General features: G+C 64.9%; 14 protein-coding genes. 7 read left to right on the top strand and 7 right to left on the bottom strand.

What is annotated here, in order from left to right:
• Positions 1–957: anhydro-N-acetylmuramic acid kinase (locus IC66_RS0103295; RefSeq protein ID WP_049806445.1), on the bottom strand; the 957-nt coding region annotated here is incomplete at its 3' end.
• A gap of 165 nt (positions 958–1,122) precedes the next feature.
• Here IC66_RS0103295 and tyrS point away from each other — a divergent pair.
• The 4 genes from tyrS (at position 1,123) to IC66_RS0103270 (ending at position 6,397) form a co-directional block, all read left to right on the top strand.
• The gene (gene tyrS, locus IC66_RS0103290; RefSeq protein ID WP_028144828.1) at positions 1,123–2,376 is read left to right on the top strand and encodes a tyrosine--tRNA ligase; all 1,254 of its coding nucleotides are present in this window, start codon (positions 1,123–1,125) and stop codon (positions 2,374–2,376) included.
• A 57-nt stretch (positions 2,377–2,433) separates the two neighbouring features.
• Positions 2,434–3,681, top strand: a complete 1,248-nt coding sequence (locus tag IC66_RS0103285) for an MFS transporter (RefSeq protein WP_038946647.1) — start codon at positions 2,434–2,436, stop codon at positions 3,679–3,681.
• A 220-nt stretch (positions 3,682–3,901) separates the two neighbouring features.
• A complete protein-coding gene (locus tag IC66_RS0103280; protein WP_028144830.1) occupies positions 3,902–4,339 on the top strand; it encodes a DoxX family protein in 438 nt (145 codons plus the stop codon).
• A gap of 363 nt (positions 4,340–4,702) precedes the next feature.
• Complete coding sequence (locus tag IC66_RS0103270; protein WP_038946646.1) at positions 4,703–6,397, top strand: methyl-accepting chemotaxis protein; 1,695 nt, start codon at positions 4,703–4,705, stop codon at positions 6,395–6,397.
• Between the two features lie 166 nt (positions 6,398–6,563).
• Here the strand turns inward: IC66_RS0103270 and IC66_RS0103265 are convergent, their stop codons facing one another.
• Positions 6,564–10,376 carry a YhdP family protein gene (locus IC66_RS0103265; protein WP_049806446.1) on the bottom strand — a complete coding sequence of 1,271 codons (3,813 nt, stop codon included), beginning with the start codon at positions 10,374–10,376 and terminating at the stop codon, positions 6,564–6,566.
• 204 nt (positions 10,377–10,580) lie between these two features.
• On the opposite strand from IC66_RS0103265, the gene IC66_RS0103255 reads away from it, so the two are divergent.
• The gene (locus IC66_RS0103255; protein ID WP_080670303.1) at positions 10,581–11,270 is read left to right on the top strand and encodes a peroxiredoxin family protein; all 690 of its coding nucleotides are present in this window, start codon (positions 10,581–10,583) and stop codon (positions 11,268–11,270) included.
• 110 nt (positions 11,271–11,380) lie between these two features.
• Positions 11,381–12,733 (top strand): M23 family metallopeptidase, encoded by a 1,353-nt coding sequence (locus IC66_RS0103250; protein ID WP_028144835.1) that lies wholly within the window; start codon positions 11,381–11,383, stop codon positions 12,731–12,733.
• Between the two features lie 28 nt (positions 12,734–12,761).
• On the opposite strand, the gene IC66_RS0103245 is transcribed toward IC66_RS0103250, so the two are convergent.
• A complete protein-coding gene (locus IC66_RS0103245; protein ID WP_028144836.1) occupies positions 12,762–13,997 on the bottom strand; it encodes an ABC transporter substrate-binding protein in 1,236 nt (411 codons plus the stop codon).
• Between the two features lie 107 nt (positions 13,998–14,104).
• Complete coding sequence (locus IC66_RS0103240) at positions 14,105–15,016, bottom strand: DMT family transporter (RefSeq protein ID WP_028144837.1); 912 nt, start codon at positions 15,014–15,016, stop codon at positions 14,105–14,107.
• 147 nt (positions 15,017–15,163) lie between these two features.
• Here IC66_RS0103240 and IC66_RS47035 point away from each other — a divergent pair, with 147 nt between their 5' ends.
• A complete protein-coding gene (locus tag IC66_RS47035) occupies positions 15,164–15,484 on the top strand; it encodes a hypothetical protein (protein WP_028144838.1) in 321 nt (106 codons plus the stop codon).
• Here the strand turns inward: IC66_RS47035 and IC66_RS0103230 are convergent.
• From IC66_RS0103230 to IC66_RS0103220, 3 genes are all read right to left on the bottom strand, one after another.
• A complete protein-coding gene (locus IC66_RS0103230; protein ID WP_028144839.1) occupies positions 15,481–16,362 on the bottom strand; it encodes an NAD(P)-dependent oxidoreductase in 882 nt (293 codons plus the stop codon). The genes IC66_RS47035 and IC66_RS0103230 overlap by 4 nt on opposite strands.
• A gap of 2 nt (positions 16,363–16,364) precedes the next feature.
• Positions 16,365–17,496, bottom strand: a protein-coding gene (gene prfB / locus IC66_RS0103225; protein ID WP_099091752.1) for a peptide chain release factor 2 whose coding sequence is annotated in 2 segments (ribosomal slippage) — positions 16,365–17,426 and positions 17,428–17,496 — 1,131 coding nt in all. Because the reading frame shifts where the segments join, the coding sequence is not laid out codon by codon here.
• A gap of 111 nt (positions 17,497–17,607) precedes the next feature.
• Positions 17,608–18,971, bottom strand: a 1,364-nt coding sequence (locus tag IC66_RS0103220; RefSeq protein WP_038946644.1) for a penicillin-binding protein 1A, incomplete at its 5' end; no start/stop codon positions are given.

Raw genomic sequence — 18,971 nt, 5'->3', positions numbered from 1 at the left:
GGCGGCCTCGACGGTCGCCGATCCCACCCGCTCCCGCAGCATCCGCAGCATGGTGAGATTGCGGGCGCCGCCGCCGCAAACGATCCAGCTCCGCGGCCGACGCGGCAGCAACGGGATGATGCGGGCGATCGCCGCCGCGGTGAAGGCGGTCAGCGTCGCCGCGCCATCGGCCGGGGCGACATCGCCGAGCTTGAGCGCGGCAAAATCGTTGCGGTCGAGCGATTTCGGCGGAGGCAATGCAAAGAATGGCAGCTCGAGCGCGCGCGCGATCCAGGCCTCATCGACCTTCCCGAGCGCTGCGAACTTTCCTTCCGCATCGAACGCCTGGTTCATGGTGCGGTACATGAAATCGTCCAGCAGCGCGTTGCCGGGGCCGGTGTCGCAGGCGATCAGCGTGTCGTTGCCGTCGATATAGGTGATGTTGGAGACGCCGCCGATATTGACCACGACGATCGGCCCCTCGCGATCCAGCGAGTTGGCGAGCGCGCGGTGGTAGACGGGTACGAAGGGCGCCCCCTGCCCGCCAGCCTCGACGTCGGCGGCGCGGAAATCATGCATCACGGGGATATGGATCGCTCTCGCCAGCGCCGGCGCGTCGCCGATCTGCACCGTCAGCCGTTTCTCGGGGCGGTGCAGCACGGTCTGGCCGTGGAAGCCGACGATGTCGATGTCCTCGGGCTTCATGCGGTTCTGGGCAAAGAAGGCGGCAACCGCCTCGGCATGGGCCCGTGTCACCGCGCGCTCGGCCTCGGCCAGGATGCCTGGCCGGGCGTCACGTTGCAGCAGGTGCACAGCCTCGGAGAGCGCCTGGCGCAGCAGATTGCGCTCCGCAGGGCTATAGGCCCGGTAGCCGGACGGCCCGAATGCCTTCACCTGTTTTCCATCGGTTTCGATCAGCGCGACATCCACCCCGTCCAGCGAGGTGCCGCTCATCAAACCGAGTGCCGTCAACATCATGGATCAGCGTCCTCAAGAGACCCCCTCCGGCATGCCGATCTTGTGCCAGAGGGACACATCTTATAATGCCACAGGCCAAAGTGGCGGGCAGCAATCGAGTTCCCACGGAAGACCCTTAAATTGCGCCCAAAACAGTAAACCAAGAATTGTCAGGCACGCCGACAGATGACTGCATTTAAATCGGATTTCCTCAACACCCTGCAGGAACGTGGATTCATTCACCAGTGCTCCGATTTCGAGGGGCTGGACGCGCTCGCCGCCAAGGGCGAGGCGACCGCCTATGTTGGCTACGATTGCACCGCCCGCTCGCTGCATATCGGCAATTACCTCACCATGATGATGCTGCACTGGCTCCAAGAGTCCGGCAACAAGCCGATCACGCTGATGGGCGGCGGCACCACCATGGTGGGCGATCCCTCCGGCAAGGACGAGACGCGCGCGATGCGCACCGTCGCCGAGATCGAGGCCAACAAGGAATCGATCCGCGGCGTGTTCGCCAAGGTATTGCGCTATGGCGAGGGCAAGAGCGACGCCATCATGCTCGACAATGCGGAGTGGCTGACCAAGCTGAACTGGATCGAGATGCTGCGCGACGTCGGGCGGCACTTCTCGGTCAACCGCATGCTGACCATGGACTCCGTGCGGCTGCGCCTCGAGCGCGAGCAGGAGATGAGCTTCATCGAGTTCAACTACATGGTCTGCCAGGCCTACGACTTCGTCGAGCTCGCCAAGCGCACCGGCTGCAAATTGCAGATGGGCGGCTCGGACCAGTGGGGCAACATCATCATGGGCGTCGATCTCGGCCGCCGCATGGGCACCCATCAGCTGTTCGCACTGACGACACCGCTGTTGACGACGGCATCGGGCGCCAAGATGGGCAAGACGGCGCAAGGCGCGGTCTGGCTCAACGCCGACGCGTTCTCGCCTTATGATTTCTGGCAGTACTGGCGCAACACCGAGGATGCCGACGTCGGCAAATTCCTGAAGCTGTTCACGACGCTGCCGATGGCTGAGATCAGGAAGCTCGAAGCGCTCGGCGGCTCGGAGATCAACGAGGCCAAGAAGGTGCTCGCCACTGAAGCGACCGCGCTGCTGCACGGCCGCGAGGCCGCGAACGAGGCGGCGGAGACCGCGCGCCGCACCTTCGAGGAAGGCGCGCTGGCCGAAACCCTGCCGACGGTGCAAATTCCGCAGGGTGAGATCGACGCCGGCCTCGGCGTGCTCAACGCCTTCGTCAAGGCGGGCCTCGTTGCATCCAACGGCGAAGCCCGGCGCCAGATCAAGGGCGGCGGCCTTCGCGTCAACGACGAGCCGGTCACTGACGAAAAGATGGCACTGTCGGCAAACAATCTGACGCCCGAGGGCGTGATCAAGCTGTCCTTCGGCAAGAAGAAGCACGTCCTCCTTAAGCCTGCATAGGCGTATGAGCTTTTCGCTGCTTGTCAGGGCGCACGGATGCGCGCTCCCTGACGGACAATGGATCAGAACACGCCCAGGGAGAACGTCGCGAGCGATCAGCGGGACGCTGTTCGCACCGCGCTCGTCGTGCTCGCTCTGTGCTTCACGCTGGCCGTGCTCGGCCGCGGGCTCGGCGACAGCTTTACGGTGTTCCTGAAACCGATTTCGGAAAGTTTTGGCTGGGACCGCGCGCAGATCGTCTCGGTCTATTCACTGACCTGGCTCGCGAGCGGTCTCACTGCGCCCTTCGTCGGACGCCTGTTCGACCATTCCGGACCACGCATCGTCTATGCGCTCGGGCTGCTGCTGCTGGGCGCGGCGTTCCTGGTCGCAGCCCACGCGCAACATCTCTGGCAGTTCCAACTCTCGATCGGCCTCTGCGTCGGCATCGGCGTTGCCTTCATCGGCATCGTGCCGAACTCGATCCTGCTCGGCCGCTGGTTCGGCCCTCGTCTGCCGACGGCAATGTCGGTGGTGTATTCAGCGATGGGCGGCGGCGTGCTGGCGCTGCTGCCGGCTTCGCAGCTCCTGATCGATCACATCGGCTGGCGCGACACCTACCAGCTATTCGGTTTTACGGCACTGGGCCTGTCGCTCCCGCTGATGCTGCTGCCGTGGCGGCTGTTCGCTGCGGGCTCGCCGCATGTCGTGAAGAGGACCGACCCTGATTTCGTCGACAATGGCTGGACCCTGCTCCGTGCCATGCGCCATCACGCCTTCTGGGCGCTGTTCTGGACCTTTTTCTTCACTGCCGTCGGCATGTACTCAATCGCCGCACAGATCGTGGCCTATCTGATCGACGCCGGCTTTCCGCCGCTGCAGGCTGCGACCGCCTGGGGTTTCTCCGGCGTCGTGCTTGTGTTCGGCATGCTCGGCGTCTCCGCGCTCGACGGCCTGATCGGGCGCCGGCCGTCGGTGCTGCTGAGCTACGCGATCTCGATCCTCGGCATCGTCCTGCTCTGGCTGTTGCAGTATTCTCCGAACATCCTGCTGCTCACCGGTTTCGTCGTCTGCTTCGGCAGCATGATGGGCTCGCGCGGCCCGCTGATCAGCGCCACGGCGATGAGGATTTTCCAGGGCAAGCGGGTCGGGACCATCTACGGCACCATCTCGATCGGCAGTGGCCTCGGTTCGGCGTTCGGCTCCTGGAGCGGCGGCCTGATCCATGACGCGACCCACGGGTACAACGCGCTGCTTGCTTTCGCACTTGCGAGCGTGGTGCTCGGGATGATCCCGTTCCTGATCGTGCCCGCCTTGCGGCGGTAGGTGTCCTGGAGGTAACTTGCGCGCATCCGCGTCACCGGGAAATTACGGATGGGCGCGACGCGGAATACGCGCGAAAGCTGCGGTCGTACGCGGCTGAAATCCTGGCCTGCGGTGTTTTGTCCGACATGACGAAAATGTCAGGACGAATCGAGTGCGCACGGCTTGCAGGGCGAAACCGAATGCGGTCCAAGTCGCAGCATTGGATGGAGGGCACAAACCAATGAACTTTCCGTATCTCACTCGCTTTCAACCGGTTCTCTTGAGCCTGTTTCGCTTCGTCACCGGATTGCTGCTGTTCCAGTACGGCATCGCAAAGATCTTCAAGTTTCCGGTGCTCCCCTACTTCGCCAACATCCCGCCGCTGATCTGGACGGCAGGCGCGCTCGAACTCGTGCTCGGCGCGCTTCTGATGCTCGGCCTGTTCACCCGCCTCACCGCTTTCATTCTCTCGGGCGAAATGGCCTTCGCTTACTTCATGGGCCACATGCTCAAAGGCGAAACGCCGGTGCTCTTGCCGCTGCTCAATGGCGGCACCGCAGCAATCCTGTTCTGCTTCGCCTGCCTCTACCTCGCGGCCGCCGGCGGCGGTTCGGTCAGCGTAGATGCGCTGATGGGCAAGGAGAGTGACGCGGCGGGCGATGCCTACGCACGGCGCTGAGGCGCTCGCAAATTAACCTGAACGCAAGACGGCACCGGCGGATCTGCCGGTGCCGACTCAGTGCGCGCCCAGCACGTTCCAGATCAGGACGAGGGCGGCCACGAGCAGCACGGCCATGACGATGCGGTGAACGAATCGGTTCATTGCCGCTCCGGCCGGGCTCGGTCACCACCACATTCCGACATCATCTGTCTCGGCGACCTGACGCGCCACGCACTGGCGAAGCGCGCTTCCGCCTGCATGCGTGCGCATCCGGCTGCGGACGCTGCGCGCGCGGCAGCACGTCGCACGCGTCCATTCATGATTGGTAAGAACTTCATGCTACCGACGCGAGCAATAACAACCATTTTTTTCGAGGCTGCGATGAAGCTGATGAGTCATCTCAAGATCCGGACCAAGCTCGCCAGCATGGTCTGTCTTTCAGCTCTCACAGTCACAGCCATCATCGGCGTATCGTCCGTCCTCAGCAAGAGCCGCATGATGGAGGACCGCGTCCAGCAGATGCGGACTGCGGTAGAGCTGCTCTACAACTACGCGCAATCTCTTCAGGAAGAGGTTACCGCCGGCAAGCTGACGTCGGCCGACGCCAAAGCCCAGTTCCACCAGCGTGGCCGCCGCATGAACTTCAACGGCAACCAGGGCTACCCCGTCGTCTACAACCCCGACACCTCCATCCTGGTGAACGGCGCCAATCAGCAGCTGGAAGGCAAGATCACCGGAGCCAAAGACTCCAACGGCGTCCTGATCGCCGACGCCATCATCAAGGCTGGCGGCGAGACCGCGCAGGGCGGAGTGACCTCCTATCTCTACCCCCGCCCCGGCCAGACCGAGCCCGTGCGCAAGACCGTCTTCGCGCGCAAATTCGCGCCCTGGAACGCGACCATCAGCTACGGCCTCTATGTCGACGACATCGACGCCGACGTGCGCGCCCTGACGCTGGAGCTCGGCGCAATCGGCGTCGGCCTGATGCTGCTGATGGCGACGCTGTCCTGGCTGATCGCCCGCGACGTGCTCGGCGCGCTCGACCGCCAGAAGAACCGCATGCAGGAGATTTCTGAAGGCGCCATCGATAAGCCGGTCGAGGAGACCGACCGCGGCGACGAGATCGGCCGCATGGCCGAGACACTCGAAGTGCTCAGGCAGACCGCGCTGACGGCGCGGAACCTGGAAGCCGAGCAGGTCGCCACCAAGACCCGCAGCGAGCAGGAGAAGCGCGACGCCCTGATCGCCCTCGCCGATCGCTTCGATGCCTCCGTCGGTCAGCTCGTCGGCCTGATGGCCTCCGGCTCCGGCGAGCTCGAGACCACCGCGAAATCGATGTCATCCACGGCTGAGGGCACCAACCGCCGCGCCGCCGTGGTCGGCACGGCCGCCACCGAGGCCAGCCAGCGCGTCCAGAGCGTCGCGGCCGCCGCCGAAGAGCTCTCCTCCTCCATCACCGAGATCAGCCGCCAGGTCGCCCAGTCCGCCGAAGTCACGGGTCGCGCCGTGGACAGCGCCCGCCGCACCGACACCATCGTGCGCGCGCTCTCGGACGGTGCCCAGCAGATCGAGCATGTCGCCGAGTTGATCTCCAGCATCGCGGCGCAGACCAACTTGCTCGCTCTCAACGCCACCATCGAGGCCGCGCGCGCCGGTGAAGCCGGCCGCGGCTTTGCCGTGGTCGCCTCCGAGGTGAAGTCGCTGGCGAGCCAGACTGCCGAAGCCACCCGCGAGATCGGCGACAAGATCGCGCAGATCCAGGGCGCGACCAAGGAGGCCGTGGACGCCATCGGCGGCATCACCGCCACCATCGAGGAGGTCAGCCGCATCGCCACCTCGATCGGCGCCGCCATCGAGGAGCAAGGCGCCGCCACCGCCGAGATCGCCCGCAGCGTCTCGCAGACCGCGGAAGCCACCAAGGAAGTCACCACCAATATCGGCGGCGTCTCTACCGCCGCGAACGAGACCGGCAATGCCGCCGGCATGGTGCTCGCCGCCGCCTCGAACCTCTCCAAGCAGGCCGAGCAGCTCTCCGGCGAAGTCGGGACATTCCTCGCAGGCGTGCGCGCGGCTTAGGCGGCCGACAACACTCCAAGCGATCTCCGTCATGCCCGGGCTTGTCCCGCCTGCGCGGCCGAAGCCGCTTCGGCGAGGCGAAGGCCCGGGCATCCACGTTCCTGGTGCCGTGTGTGGGGCGTGGATGGCCGGGAAAGCCCGGCCATGACGCCGGAGACAGCCGCCCCTACTGCCGCCGCGTCAGGCTACATCCACTCGAGAGCTGGCGCGTCGAGCCGGTCGAACCGTCGTTTGACTGCGAGGGGAATTCTTCGAACGGCGAGTTCTGCTTGCCGGTGTTGAACTCGAAGATCTTGCGGAACAGGCCCGGGGCCATCGCCGAGATCGGATTGACGCGCATCACGGGCGCAGCCGGCGTGCCGACGACCTCATAAGTCACGCCGATCAACCCTTCATTGTTGCCGCCGCCAAGGAAGATGCCGAACAACGGGATCTGGCCGAAGATGTTGTTGACGCCATACATCGGCACGAAGGTGCCGCTCATGCAGACCTGGTTGCCGGGATAGTCGATCGAGCCCTCGATGGTGGCGCCGATCATGGGACCCTTGACCACGCCGTCACGGACCGTGAGCGCGCCGTTCTGCCGTGTGAACTCGGCGCGGAGCGCGCTGAACGAGACACCGTTGCCGGTGCCGTTGGGCGCGCCGGCGGCAACGCGCTCGAGCTGCGCCTCGCCCTTCACCGTGAAGTCGCGGACGTTGATGAGGCCCTCGCGCGAGGTGTTCGGCTCGGATGTCGGCGGCTCCATCGCCACCACCATCTGGCCGCCGACCGCCTTAGTATAGGTGTCGGTGAAGCGCAGCAGCGCGCCGGCATCGTTGGTCTGGAGGTAGATCACCTCGCGGTTGCCCTGTGCACGCCCGCCGCGCAGATCAGCCGCCACCGGCGTGTCTTTGCCGACCTTGCCGCTCAATGTGAAGGCCTTGATGGCACCATTGCGTTTCGACATCTTGGCATCGACGCTGCGCATGGCCTCGCCGTTGAAACCCGCGACGGCGCCGAGCTTCACGTCGATGTCGAAATCGACGTTCTTCATCTTGTTCTTGTCGTCCTTGGAATTGCCGGAGATCGCCGACTTCAGGAAGCCACGGCCGTCGAACACGTCGCCGCGCATGGTGCCCTTGATGACGCCATCCTGGCTGCGCTCCACCTTCAGCGACGCCTTGTCGCCATCTGACGGCGAATAGGTCGGGAAGTTCGCGCTCATGAGATCGCCGTTCGCGTCGACCTCGAGCGAGCCCTTGATCGAGGCGCCACCGCCTTCGATGACGATGTCCTCCAGGCGCGTCGATTGCGCGGTCGGCACGACCTTGAAGCTGGCCTTGCCCGACTTGCCCGGCAGCTTGACCCAGCCGGGCAGGATGTTGTCGAGCTTCACCGAGGTCAGGTCGGCCTCGACGCCGAGCTTCGTCGTCTGGTCGGGGCCGCCGGCGATCTTGCCCGACAGCTTGATCGGCAACGATCCACTGACGGCGGGGCTGAGATCGAATCCCAGGCGCGCCCGGCTCGCATCGTCCAGCGTTGCCTGCAACCTGACATCCGCGTCGCCCTCGGCCGGCTTGCGATAGTCGAGCGAGGCCGCCTGCCCGTTGATCTTGACGTCGCCCTTGACCTGATAGCCCGTGTTGCTCGCGACGATCTTGAGAGTGTTGGCCTCCAGCTTCTGGTTCATCACCAGCTTGTCGGCGGCAAAACCGTTGAGGTCGGCGGTGACGGCGTAAGTCGTGTCCGCCTTGGTCAGCTCGCCCTTGACCGGGAGGCCGAGCTGGATATTCGCCGTGAAAGTCCCCTTGCTGGTGTTGGGATCGACGACCGTCGACGACAGATCGCTCAGGCGATCATTCGAGAGCATCTCGGCGGCCGCCGGCACAGGCCCCTCGACGCGGAACCTGGTCCGCGACGGCGACGGCTTGGGCGCCATATCAGGCACCTCGAAGACGAAATCGGAAATCGTGACCTTGCGGCCGGCTGGCGTATCGGCAATGCCCTGCCCGATGGTCACGGTCGCGGTGCGGCCGGTCACGCGCGCCTTCAGATCGGCATCGTGCACAACAGGCATGCCGTCCACGGGACGGACCGCGACGCCGCTCGCCACGATGTTGACCGAGAGGCCGTCGTCAGGAATGGGCGGCCCCTTGCGCGGAAGGTTTTTCGTGGGCGAATTGACGCCGATCTCGATGCGCTGGAGCGTTCCGCGCTCGATCCGCTCGATCACCCATTCGCGCAACTCGGGAACGACCAGCGTCGGCCACATCCGCTTGAGCGCGGAGGCCGACATCGGCGTTCCCGCAAAGCCCAGCGTCAGCCGCGGCTCGCCGGAATAGTCGATCGCACCCGTGCCGGCGACGCCGATCTCTCCATTGCTGATGTCGGCCTGCGTCAGCAAGAGGCGCTTGTGGTCGGTGTCGAAGCGGAAGCCGATCGCGATGCGGTTGAAGACGAGCGGCGGCTCGTTGTCGATGCCGCCGAGCAGGATCGAACCGCCGCTGAAGCCGAGCTGCCAGTCGTTGATGGTGCCGTTGGGCGGCTCGAGATGGGCCAGAAGCGTCAGGCGGTTCGCGCCCGACAGGATCTTGAACGGTGCCACCAGCACCCGCCGGTTGGCGTCCCACTCGACGTTGATCTCGGCCTGGTCGATCGCCATCGGATAGTCTGGCGTGTCGGTGTCGATGATATTGCCGGCGCCGACCGCGAGCTTGCCGCGGAAGAAGGTCGGCACGCCATCGCGGCCGAGTTCGCCCTTGAGCTCGCCCGTCAGCGGCAGGTCGGCCGTGTAGGTGAGATCCTTGACCCGCAACGCCAACAGGATGTTGGAGGTCGAGACCTTGTCGGCCTTGATGTCGACCGAGCGCACGCCGTTCTCGGCCGGCCCGATCGTGGCGCGCAGCATCCATGGGCGCGCGCCCTCTTCGCCCAGGCTGAGCGTGACGCCCCCGCGGCTCGGCCGGCGCAGGCTGAGCGTGATGTTCTCAAACGACCATTTGCTGCCGCGCTGCTGATCGTCGACGATCAGGTTGCCGTTCTTCAGACCGATCTCGTTGAGGTTCTGGCCGTCGAGGCCGGTCATGCTCAGACTGTCGAGCCAGTCGAGGCCCTGAAGGATGCCGCTCTGCGCCGTCGCCTGAGGCGGGCCTTGAGAGGCGGCTTGTGATGGATCCTGGCTCGCGGGCCCCGTGGCGAATGGCGGCGGCGGGACGCCATTGCGCGGGAACGTCGGCGGCAGACCCGCGTCCTTCTTCGAGGCGACGCCGGTTGCCAGCGGCTTTGCGGTATCGCCGGCGGACACGGTGACGGTACCGTCGGGCGCGATGCGGATCGCGAGTTCGGCATCGACCAGATTGAGACTCTCGGCGCGCAGATGCCCCATCAAGAGGCCCGCACCCGATAGCTTCACTTCAGCCTTCGGCGCGCTGGCAACGACGGCGTGATCGCGATCGCGGACGATGATGTCTCGGATGCGGACGGCGATGCGGACCCGGCCGGCGCGCTCGATCTGGGTGCCTCCGATCTCAACCGTGTTGCCGTGACCGATATTGTCCTCGATCGCGGCCGCCAGCCATGGCGTTGCAATGTCGAGATTGATGGGGCCGGCACCGAGCCGCCACCACAGCGCGCCGAAGCAGCCGATGAAGATGACGGCGAGAGTCCCGACGACAAGGACGACGCGCTTTAGCCAGCGATCGGCCGCCAGCCAGCGCCGCAACGCGCCAAAACCGTCACCGAAGCGATGAAAGCCCGAATTGGAACGCGACAACAGCCGGCGCGCGCGATGGCCCGCGGCCGCCTCCTGATCCGGATCCCAATCGGCGTCGTCCCATTCCTGCGGCTGTTGCTGAACGCCGCGCCGATCGAAGTCCCGATTGTAATCCTGGGGCGACTTATTCCTTGCCATTGCCTCTCGATACAGGCGCCCGTCAGAGGATTGAGCGCCGCCGGGACCGCAGCCGTCCACGGGAAGCGAAGCTCCCTGCGCCGGCATTGCCGCCATGCCTCGAATATTCCTGCTGTTCGTCATTTCGCCCCGGGAGCGCGTTCAACGAGCAGTGGGGTGGTGCGTGGAATTCCTTGTAACCATACTCCGGCGCCGCCAGACTTGCCCAGCCGAGGGCGCGATTCCGGCACACCGGACGAGAGCTGCAATACCGTTTCGGTTGACCCGCCGAAAGCGTCGAAAGGAAGGCGTATGTCCAAGAAATCCCGAACGAAATCGTCCAAAACGCCCTCCGGCAGTCCGACGGCTAAAAAGAAGGCCCTGAAACCGCGGGCCTCTACTCCGACAAAGTCCGCGAAAACACAGCGGACACCGGCGACCAAATCAACCGGGACCTTAGCAAAGGCAGGATCACATAAGGCCGCATCGAAACAGTTAAATTCCTCCAAATCAGTGGCTCCGCCCGCCAAGGCGAAGTCGGGCCTGGCCGAGGGCCAGAAGGCCCCCGCCTTTCGCCTTCCCCGCGACGGCGGCGAGGTGGTCACATTGGCGGACTATGCCGGCCGAAAGCTCGTCCTGTTCTTCTACCCCCGCGCCGACACCCCGGGCTGCACCCGGGAGGCGATCGACTTCACTCGCCTCGCCAGTGCCTTCGCGGCCGCCGATACCGCCGTGCTCGGCGTCTCCGCCGATCCGTTAAAGGCTCAGGAGAAGTTCCGCGACAAGCACAAGCTCGGTATCCCCCTGATCTCGGATGAGACGCACCAGATGCTGGAAGCCTATGGCGCGTGGGGCGAAAAGTCCATGTATGGCAAGAGCTTCCTTGGGATTCTTCGCACCACGATACTGGTCGGGGCGGATGGCAAATTGGCCAGGATCTGGCGCAACGTCCGGGTCGACGGCCATGCCGACGAGGTGCTGGAAGCGACAAGGAGTCTTTAACCAGTCCATTCAATTCGCGCGCTCCCATTTCCGGAAAATTAACCATGACCGGCCCAGATTGCTGCGGCAATTAGGCCGTACGGACTCATCCGACCGGCGCGGGAGTGCCGATGTCGAAAAGTTCTGCCCAATACTCGCAGTACGCCCAACATCATCCTCACGACCACGGACGGGCCTTCCAACGCCGTCCTGCCCTCGCGGCAGCCGCAGCGATTCCCCTTCCCGCGACCGACGACGCCTACACCATCGTCCATGCCGGCAAGCAGGTTCGCTTCGGGCCCGTGGTGTTCTGGATCGTGGTCGGCACGGTGGTGCTCCTCGGTCTCTGGTCGGCGGCAACCGCCACCTATTTCGCCTTCCGTGACGACGTCCTGACCCGGCTGATCGCCCGCCAGGCCGAGATGCAATACGCCTATGAGGACCGCATCGCCGAGCTGCGCGCCAAGGTCGACCGCACCACCAGCCGCCAGTTGCTCGACCAGGAACAGTTCGACCAGAAACTCGACCAGATCATGAAGCGCCAGACGGCGCTGGAGTCCCGGGCCACGGCGCTTGGGGCCATGCCTGACGTGACCGGCTCGATCCCCCGCGCGGCCCCGCAGCGCGGCGAGGCGAGCCAGAGCACGCCAAAACCCTCGCCGATCAGCGACACCGTGATTTTCGTGGCACCGCCGGACCGTGAGGCGCGGCTGGAATCGCGCGCGCCGACCGTGGCTGCTCCCCCGACCAGCCAATTCGCCAAGAATCAGGGTTTCGACAACGTCCTGGTTCGGCTCACGACCTCGCTCGACCAGGTTGAACGGCGCCAGATGGCGGCGCTCAGCGCCGTCGAGGAAGGCATGGATTCACGCATGCGCCGGATGCGCGGCGTGGTCAGTGATCTCGGCCTGAATCTCGCCAATCTCGAATCCGCCGTGCCGCGCAGCGCGATGGGCGGGCCGTTCGTACCGGTCAAACTGACGGCCAATGCCGGACCGTTCGAGAAGCAGCTCTCTCGCATCAACACCACGCGCGCCGAGATGGATCGTCTCAACCGCACGCTGGCGCTGGTGCCGTATCGCAAGCCCGTCATCGGCGAGGTCGAATTCACCTCCGGCTTCGGCGTCCGCAGCGATCCCTTCCTCGGCCGGCCCGCGATGCATACCGGGCTCGATTTCCGCGCCGCCACCGGCGATCCGGTTCGCGTCACCGCCAACGGCAAGGTGGTGTCCGCCGGCTGGTCCGGCGGTTACGGCCGCATGGTTGAGGTCGACCACGGTAACGGGCTTTCGACCCGCTACGGCCATCTCTCCGAGATCAACGTCAGGGTCGGCGAGACCGTGAAGATCGGCCAGGTCGTCGGTCTGGTCGGGTCGACCGGTCGCTCCACCGGTCCGCATCTGCATTACGAAACCCGCATCGAGGGCGAAGCGGTCGATCCGCAGAAGTTCCTGCGCGCCGGCGTGCGTCTCAGCGCGGGCTAAGCCGGCGACCAAAGGCGCCTGTACATGATCACTGGCTGCGCTCGTGGCCAACCTCGCCGGTGATGACGTCGCCGAACAGCTCCCAGGCTTGCCCGTTGAAGCGCATCAGCTGCATCTGCTCGATCGGGAAATAATCGTCCGGTGAGGTGTTGACCATGATGCCGGGCAGCATCAGGTCGGTGTGGAAATCCTTCAGGTTCGCGGCCTGCTTCATGACGTTCTCACGGGTGAGATTATCGCCGCACTGCTTCAGCACCTGCGCCATCGCCTCGGCCTGGACATAACCGTAGATGTTGTTGGAATTGGCCTTGTCGCCGTCGGGATAGTATCTGTCCATGAATTCGCGCCATTTTACCACGGCCGGATCCTTGTCCCAGGTCGGATCGGTCGGGTCCTTCAGATAGACCGTCGAGATGATGTCCTTGGAATAGTCGAGCCCGGCAGGCTTGAGCACCGAGGCGACCGAAGTCGCGGTGTTGGCGAGGAAGAATTTCGGTTTCCAGCCGAGCTCGCCGACCTTCCGGATCGCTTGCGCCGAGCCCTTCGGGGCGGCCCATGAGAAGAAGATGTCCGCACCAGAGTCGTGCAGGGCGACGATCTGCGAGTCGATCGAGGGATCGCTGACCTCGTAGGACTTGTCGGCGATGATCATATTGGCCTTGTCGCCGAGCCCGTCCTTCAAACCCTTGAACTGGTCCTTGCCGGCGTCGTCGTTCTGCCAGAAGACGGCGATCTTGCTGCTCGGGAAATGATCGCGGATGTACTTGGCGTAGATCCGTCCCTCGCTCTGGTAGTTGGGCTGGAAGCCCATGGTCCACGGGAAGTTCTTGGGGTCGCCGAACTTGGTACCGCCGGAGGCGACGAACAGCTGCGGCACCTTCTTGGCGTTCATGTACTTCATGATCGCGGAATTCGAGGGCGTACCGAGCGGCTGGAAGATCAGCAGCACCTCGTCGCTCTCCACCAGCTTGCGCGCCTGTTCGATCGCCTTCGGCGGCGAATAGGCGTCGTCATAGCTGATGAAGTTGATCTTGCGGCCGTTGATCCCGCCCTGGTCGTTGATCATCCTGAAATAGGCGGCCTCGGTCTTGCCGATCACACCGTAGGACGACGCAGGCCCGCTATAGGGCATGATGTTGCCGATCTTGATTTCGGTGTCGCTGGCGCCGGGGTCGTATTTTTTCTGCGCCGAGGCCGGTGTCGTGATGAGCACTCCGGCAGCAAGCATGGCGAGGGCAGCAAGGCTTTCGCGACGACCCGGCATCGGTCTCTCCCCTGTTTTGTAGTCTTGTTTTGAGGAGAGTGTCGCAAGGCCGTTGGCGGCTGGCAAGCGCTTCGATTTTCCGCGAGATGAAACGGCGAATCCGGAATTTACGCGCTGCGCCGCGGCAGGTTCAAAACGCGTCCGTCGATCACGAGCAGCGCGCTGCCAATGACGATGGCGCCTGCGATCTCGCGCATCGAGATCGGCTCATCCAGCACCAGCCATCCCAGCAGGATGGCGGTGACGGGAATGAGCAAAGTCACCAGCATGACATTGGTCGCACCGGAGCGCCGTATGATCTGAAAGAAGACGATATAAGCGAGCGCCGTCGAGAGGCCCGCAAGGCCAAGCACCGCGAGCCAGGTCGTCAGGCCCGGCACCGGAAGACGCCAAGGCTGCTCCACCACGCCGGCGACGATCGCCATCATCACCGTCGACGCCATCAGTTGAAACGTCGCGGTGCCGAGCGGTGCTGCGTCCTTCAGCATTCGCCGCGCTGCCAGTGCGGCGAATCCATAGCTGAAGGCGCCGCCAAGGCAGAGCAGGATGCCGAGCCCCAGCCCCGGCCTCGTCTCGAGACCCCATCCGCGCAGGATGATCACGCCGGCAAGGCCGAGCGCCACGCCGGCCACGCGCCGCAGCTGCAAGGCCTCTTCGCCCGCCGCGGCCATCACGACCACCGTGAACAGCGGTGTCGTCGCATTCAGGATCGACGCCAGTCCACTCGGGATGAAAGTTTGTCCGGCCACGATCAGTGAGAACGGGATGACATTGTTCAGCAACCCGATCGCAACGAATGGCTTCCAGCCCACAATGCTCTTGGGCAAGCCGATCCCCTGCATGTGCAGCAGCGGCAGCAGAATGCCCGCCCCGAGCGCGACACGCAAAAACACCAGCGTCAGCGGCGGCAATTCCCGCAACGCCGCGCCGTTGAAGAAGAACGAGCCGCCCCAGAGGACGGAGAGCACCGCGAGTAGCGACCAATCGCGCGCGTCGATCCTGTTGTCGTTTGGGGGCATGCGTTTCACCTCGGCGCAGTTGCTCGCCTAGGACAACGCGGAAAATTTCGCCACCCGGTTTGCGACAAAATTACTCGAGATCATTCCCGTGACCGCCGATCGCCCGCGATATCGGCAACAACCGCCCCAATCACCAACGCGCCGCCATTGAGCGCGTGGACGGCCGGTATCTCGCGGAAGGCAACCCAGATCCAGAACGGCATCAGCGGCGTTTCCAGCGTCGCGATCAGGGAGGCCTGTCCTGACGGCAGCAAGCGCGAGCCCGGCGCGGCCTTGCATCACCACGAGAAGCACCGTGATCAGGCTGCCGGCGAACAGGCCGCGCCAGAACAGAATGGTCCAGGGATCAAGCGGCAGAAGGCGTGTGAAGAACGGCGCCGTGCTCCAGGCAATCGCGGCGGCGACGACGAGGGCAATGCCGAGACCGCGTTCCGAACGAGGCTGCCCCATGTGGATGCGACCGGCTAGGACGGCTTCTTCGGCCGCGACACCAGCTCGATCATCCTGCCTTCGTCGTCGTCAGGCAACGCCGCCTTCGCCTGCGCGTAGGCCTCGACCGCGGCCCGCGAGACCAGCGGCTTGTCGGCCAGCAGGCTCTCCGCGAGTTTGACGGCATAGGCGGCATCCTTGTGCCGCAGCGCTGCCGTGAAGGTCGCGCCGGAAAAATCGCGGGCAACCATGCGCTTGGAGTGGCGCGCTACCTGCGGACTTGCGGCGACGCCCGCCTGAATCGATTCCAGCACGAGGCTCATGTCGAGCCCGGCCTGCTCGGCGATCGCGAGGCCCTCGGCGAGGCCGGCGATCTGGATCGCGCCCATGAGGTTGTTGATGAGCTTGTAGACGGTGCCGGAGCCGACCGCGCCGAAATGGCGGATGGTCGAGCCGATCGGCGTCAGATACGGCCGCGCGCGTTCGAGATCGGCCGCATCGGCGCCAACCAGCAGCGTCAGCTTTCCGCTGGCGGCGGCATCCGGCAATCCGGTCACGGGGCAATCGATATAGATGAGCCCGCGCGCATTCAGCTCGCGGCCCATCTCGCGGGCATGGTCATAGGAGACGGTCGAGCATTCGATCGCGATGGTGCCTGATTTCGCCGTCTTGGCCGCGCCCTTCGGCCCGAGCCAGACCGCGCGCGAGGCTTCGTCATCGGCAACCATGGTCACGACCGCGTCGGCATCGATTGCGGCGTCCTCGGGCGAGGTCGCCCAAAGCGCGCCGCGCGCGATCAAATCTTCAGCCTTGGCCTTGCTGCGATTCCACAGCGTCACCGTGAAGCCGGCATCGAGATAGCGGCCGGCCATGCCATGACCCATCCGCCCAAGCCCGATGAAGGCGACGCGTGTCATCGCTAATCCACGTCCTCGATGTCGGCACCAGTGGTGCCGAAGGCGCGCTGCGCCAAGGTTGCGGCCATGAAGTCGTCGAGATCGCCGCCGAGCACGCCCGAGGTGTCCGAGGTCTGCACCCCCGTGCGCAGATCCTTCACCATCTGATAGGGCTGCAGCACGTAGGAGCGGATCTGGTGACCCCAACCGATGTCGGTCTTGGCGGCCTGGTCGGCGGCGGCCTTCTCCTCGCGCTTCTTCAGCTCGATCTCATACAGGCGCGCGCGCAGCATGTCCCAGGCCTGAGCCCGGTTCTTGTGCTGGGAGCGGCCGGCCTGGCAGACCACGGCGACACCGGTCGGAATGTGCGTCAGCCGCACCGCGGATTCGGTCTTGTTGACGTGCTGGCCGCCGGCGCCGCCCGAGCGCATGGTGTCGACGCGGACGTCGGCTTCCTTGATGTCGATCTTGATGCTGTCGTCGATGACGGGGAATACCTGCACGCTCGAGAACGAGGTGTGCCGCCGCGCGTTGGAATCGAACGGCGAGATGCGCACCAGACGATGCACGCCCGCTTCCGTCTTCAGCCAGCCATAGGCGTTGTGGCCTGAGACCTGGATCGTCGCGGACTTGATGCCGGCCTCTTCGCCCTCGGACTCTTCCAGCACCTCGACCTTGAAGCCGTGGGTGTCGGCCCAGCGCGTGTACATGCGCAGCAGCATCTGCGCCCAGTCCTGGCTCTCGGTTCCGCCGGCGCCGGCATGGACTTCGAGATAGGAATCGAACCGGTCGGCTTCGCCCGACAGCAGCGCCTCGAGCTCGCGCCGCGCCACTTCCTTCTTGAGATTCTTGAGAGCCGCTTCGGCTTCCGCGACGACGCCGGCATCGCCCTCGGCCTCGCCGAGCTCGATCATGCCGATGTCGTCTTCGAGCTCCTGCTCGACCTTGCCGATGCCCGAGAGCGAATCCTCCAGCGAGGTCCGCTCCTGCATCAGCTTCTGGGCTTTCTGGGGATCATTCCATAGATTGGGATCTTCTGCGAGCTTGTTCAGCTCAGCGAGGCGCGCCGTCGATTTCTCGACGTCAAAGATGCCTCCTCAGCAGCCCGACTGACTGCTTGATCTCTTCTACCAACCGTTCGATTTCGGCGCGCATGTCGTTCTCTGATGTCGCGGAATTGGTCCGCGTTAGATTGCAACGGGATGTAGCGGCGGCAGCACCAAAGCGCAACCGCCGGAACCGGGATCGTTTGTCTTGTCCTAAGCCTTAGTACAACCCGCCGGTGCCCGGCCGCATGAAGAAGCCGGAATCCGGCTGCTGCTGCTGCGACGCCGGCACGCCGCCGCGCCCGTCGGCATCGGCAACGCCAATGACCGAGTAATTGTCCGGCGGCGCCGTGCCCGGCTTGAAGGCTTCGAGAATGGTTCCGCCAGTCTCGCCCGGACCTGCGCGCATGCCGGTTTTGGAGACGACGCGCACGAGCTTGATGCCGGCAGGCACCTTGAAGGGAACGGCGGGCTTGTCGGCGAGCGCGAGCTTGAGGAAATCGCGCGCGATCGGAGCGGCCAGATGGCCACCGGTTGCGGCATTGCCCTTACCCAGCGGACGCGGCTTGTCGTAACCCATGTAGATGGCGACGGCGACGTCGGGCGAGAAGCCGACGAACCAAGCGTCCTTGGCCTCGTTGGTGGTGCCGGTTTTGCCGGCGACGGGTTTGCCGACTTCCTTGATGACCGTGGCCGTACCGGCCTGCACCACGCCTTCCATCAGCTCTGTGATCTGATAGGCGGTCATGGAGTCCAGCACCTGCTCGCGGCGGTCGATCAGCTGCGGCTCGGCCTGGTTCTTCCAGCCGCCCGGCGCGTCGCAGCCGCGGCATTCACGCTGGTCGTGCTTGAAGATCGTGTGTCCGTAGCGGTCCTGGATGCGATCGATCAGCGTCGGCTTCACGCGGCGGCCGCCATTGGCAAGCATCGAGTAGGCCGTGACCATGCGCATCGCCGTCGTCTCGCCGGCGCCCAGCGCGTAGGACAGATAGTTCGGCAGCTCGTCATAGACACCGAAACGGCGGGCATATTCGCCGATCAAGGGCATGCCGATGTCCTGCGCCAGCCGCACCGTCACGGTGTTGAGCGATTGCCGCAGCGCGTTGCGCAGCGTCACCGGTCCCTGGAATTTGCCCGAGGAGAAGTTTTCCGGCCGCCACACGCCGGCGCCCTGCCCCTGGTCGATTTCGATGGGGGCGTCGAGCACGACGGTCGAGGGCGTATAGCCATTGTCGAGCGCCGCCGAATAGACGATCGGCTTGAACGACGAGCCCGGCTGCCGATAGGCCTGCGTGGCGCGGTTGAACTGGCTCTGGTCGAACGAGAAGCCGCCGACCATGGCGAGCACGCGGCCGGTCCAGGGATCCATCGCCACCATCGCACCGGACACTTCGGGGATCTGGCGCAACCTGTACTGGCCCTCGACCGGCTGGCCGTCCTTGTAGAGCGGATCGGCATAGATGACGTCGCCGGGCTGCAGGACCTGCGACACCGCCGTCGGCGTCTTGCCTTTGGTTCCGCCCTGCACGGCTCGCGCCCACCGCACGCCGTCAACCGTGACGATGCCGGTCTCGCGCTGCTTGC

The organism is Bradyrhizobium genomosp. III (genome assembly GCF_000261705.1).
GTDB classification, from domain to species: Bacteria; Pseudomonadota; Alphaproteobacteria; order Rhizobiales; family Xanthobacteraceae; genus Bradyrhizobium; species Bradyrhizobium ottawaense.
Note: the sequence above shows the minus strand (reverse complement) of the source record. Positions and strands in the feature narration are given on the sequence as shown.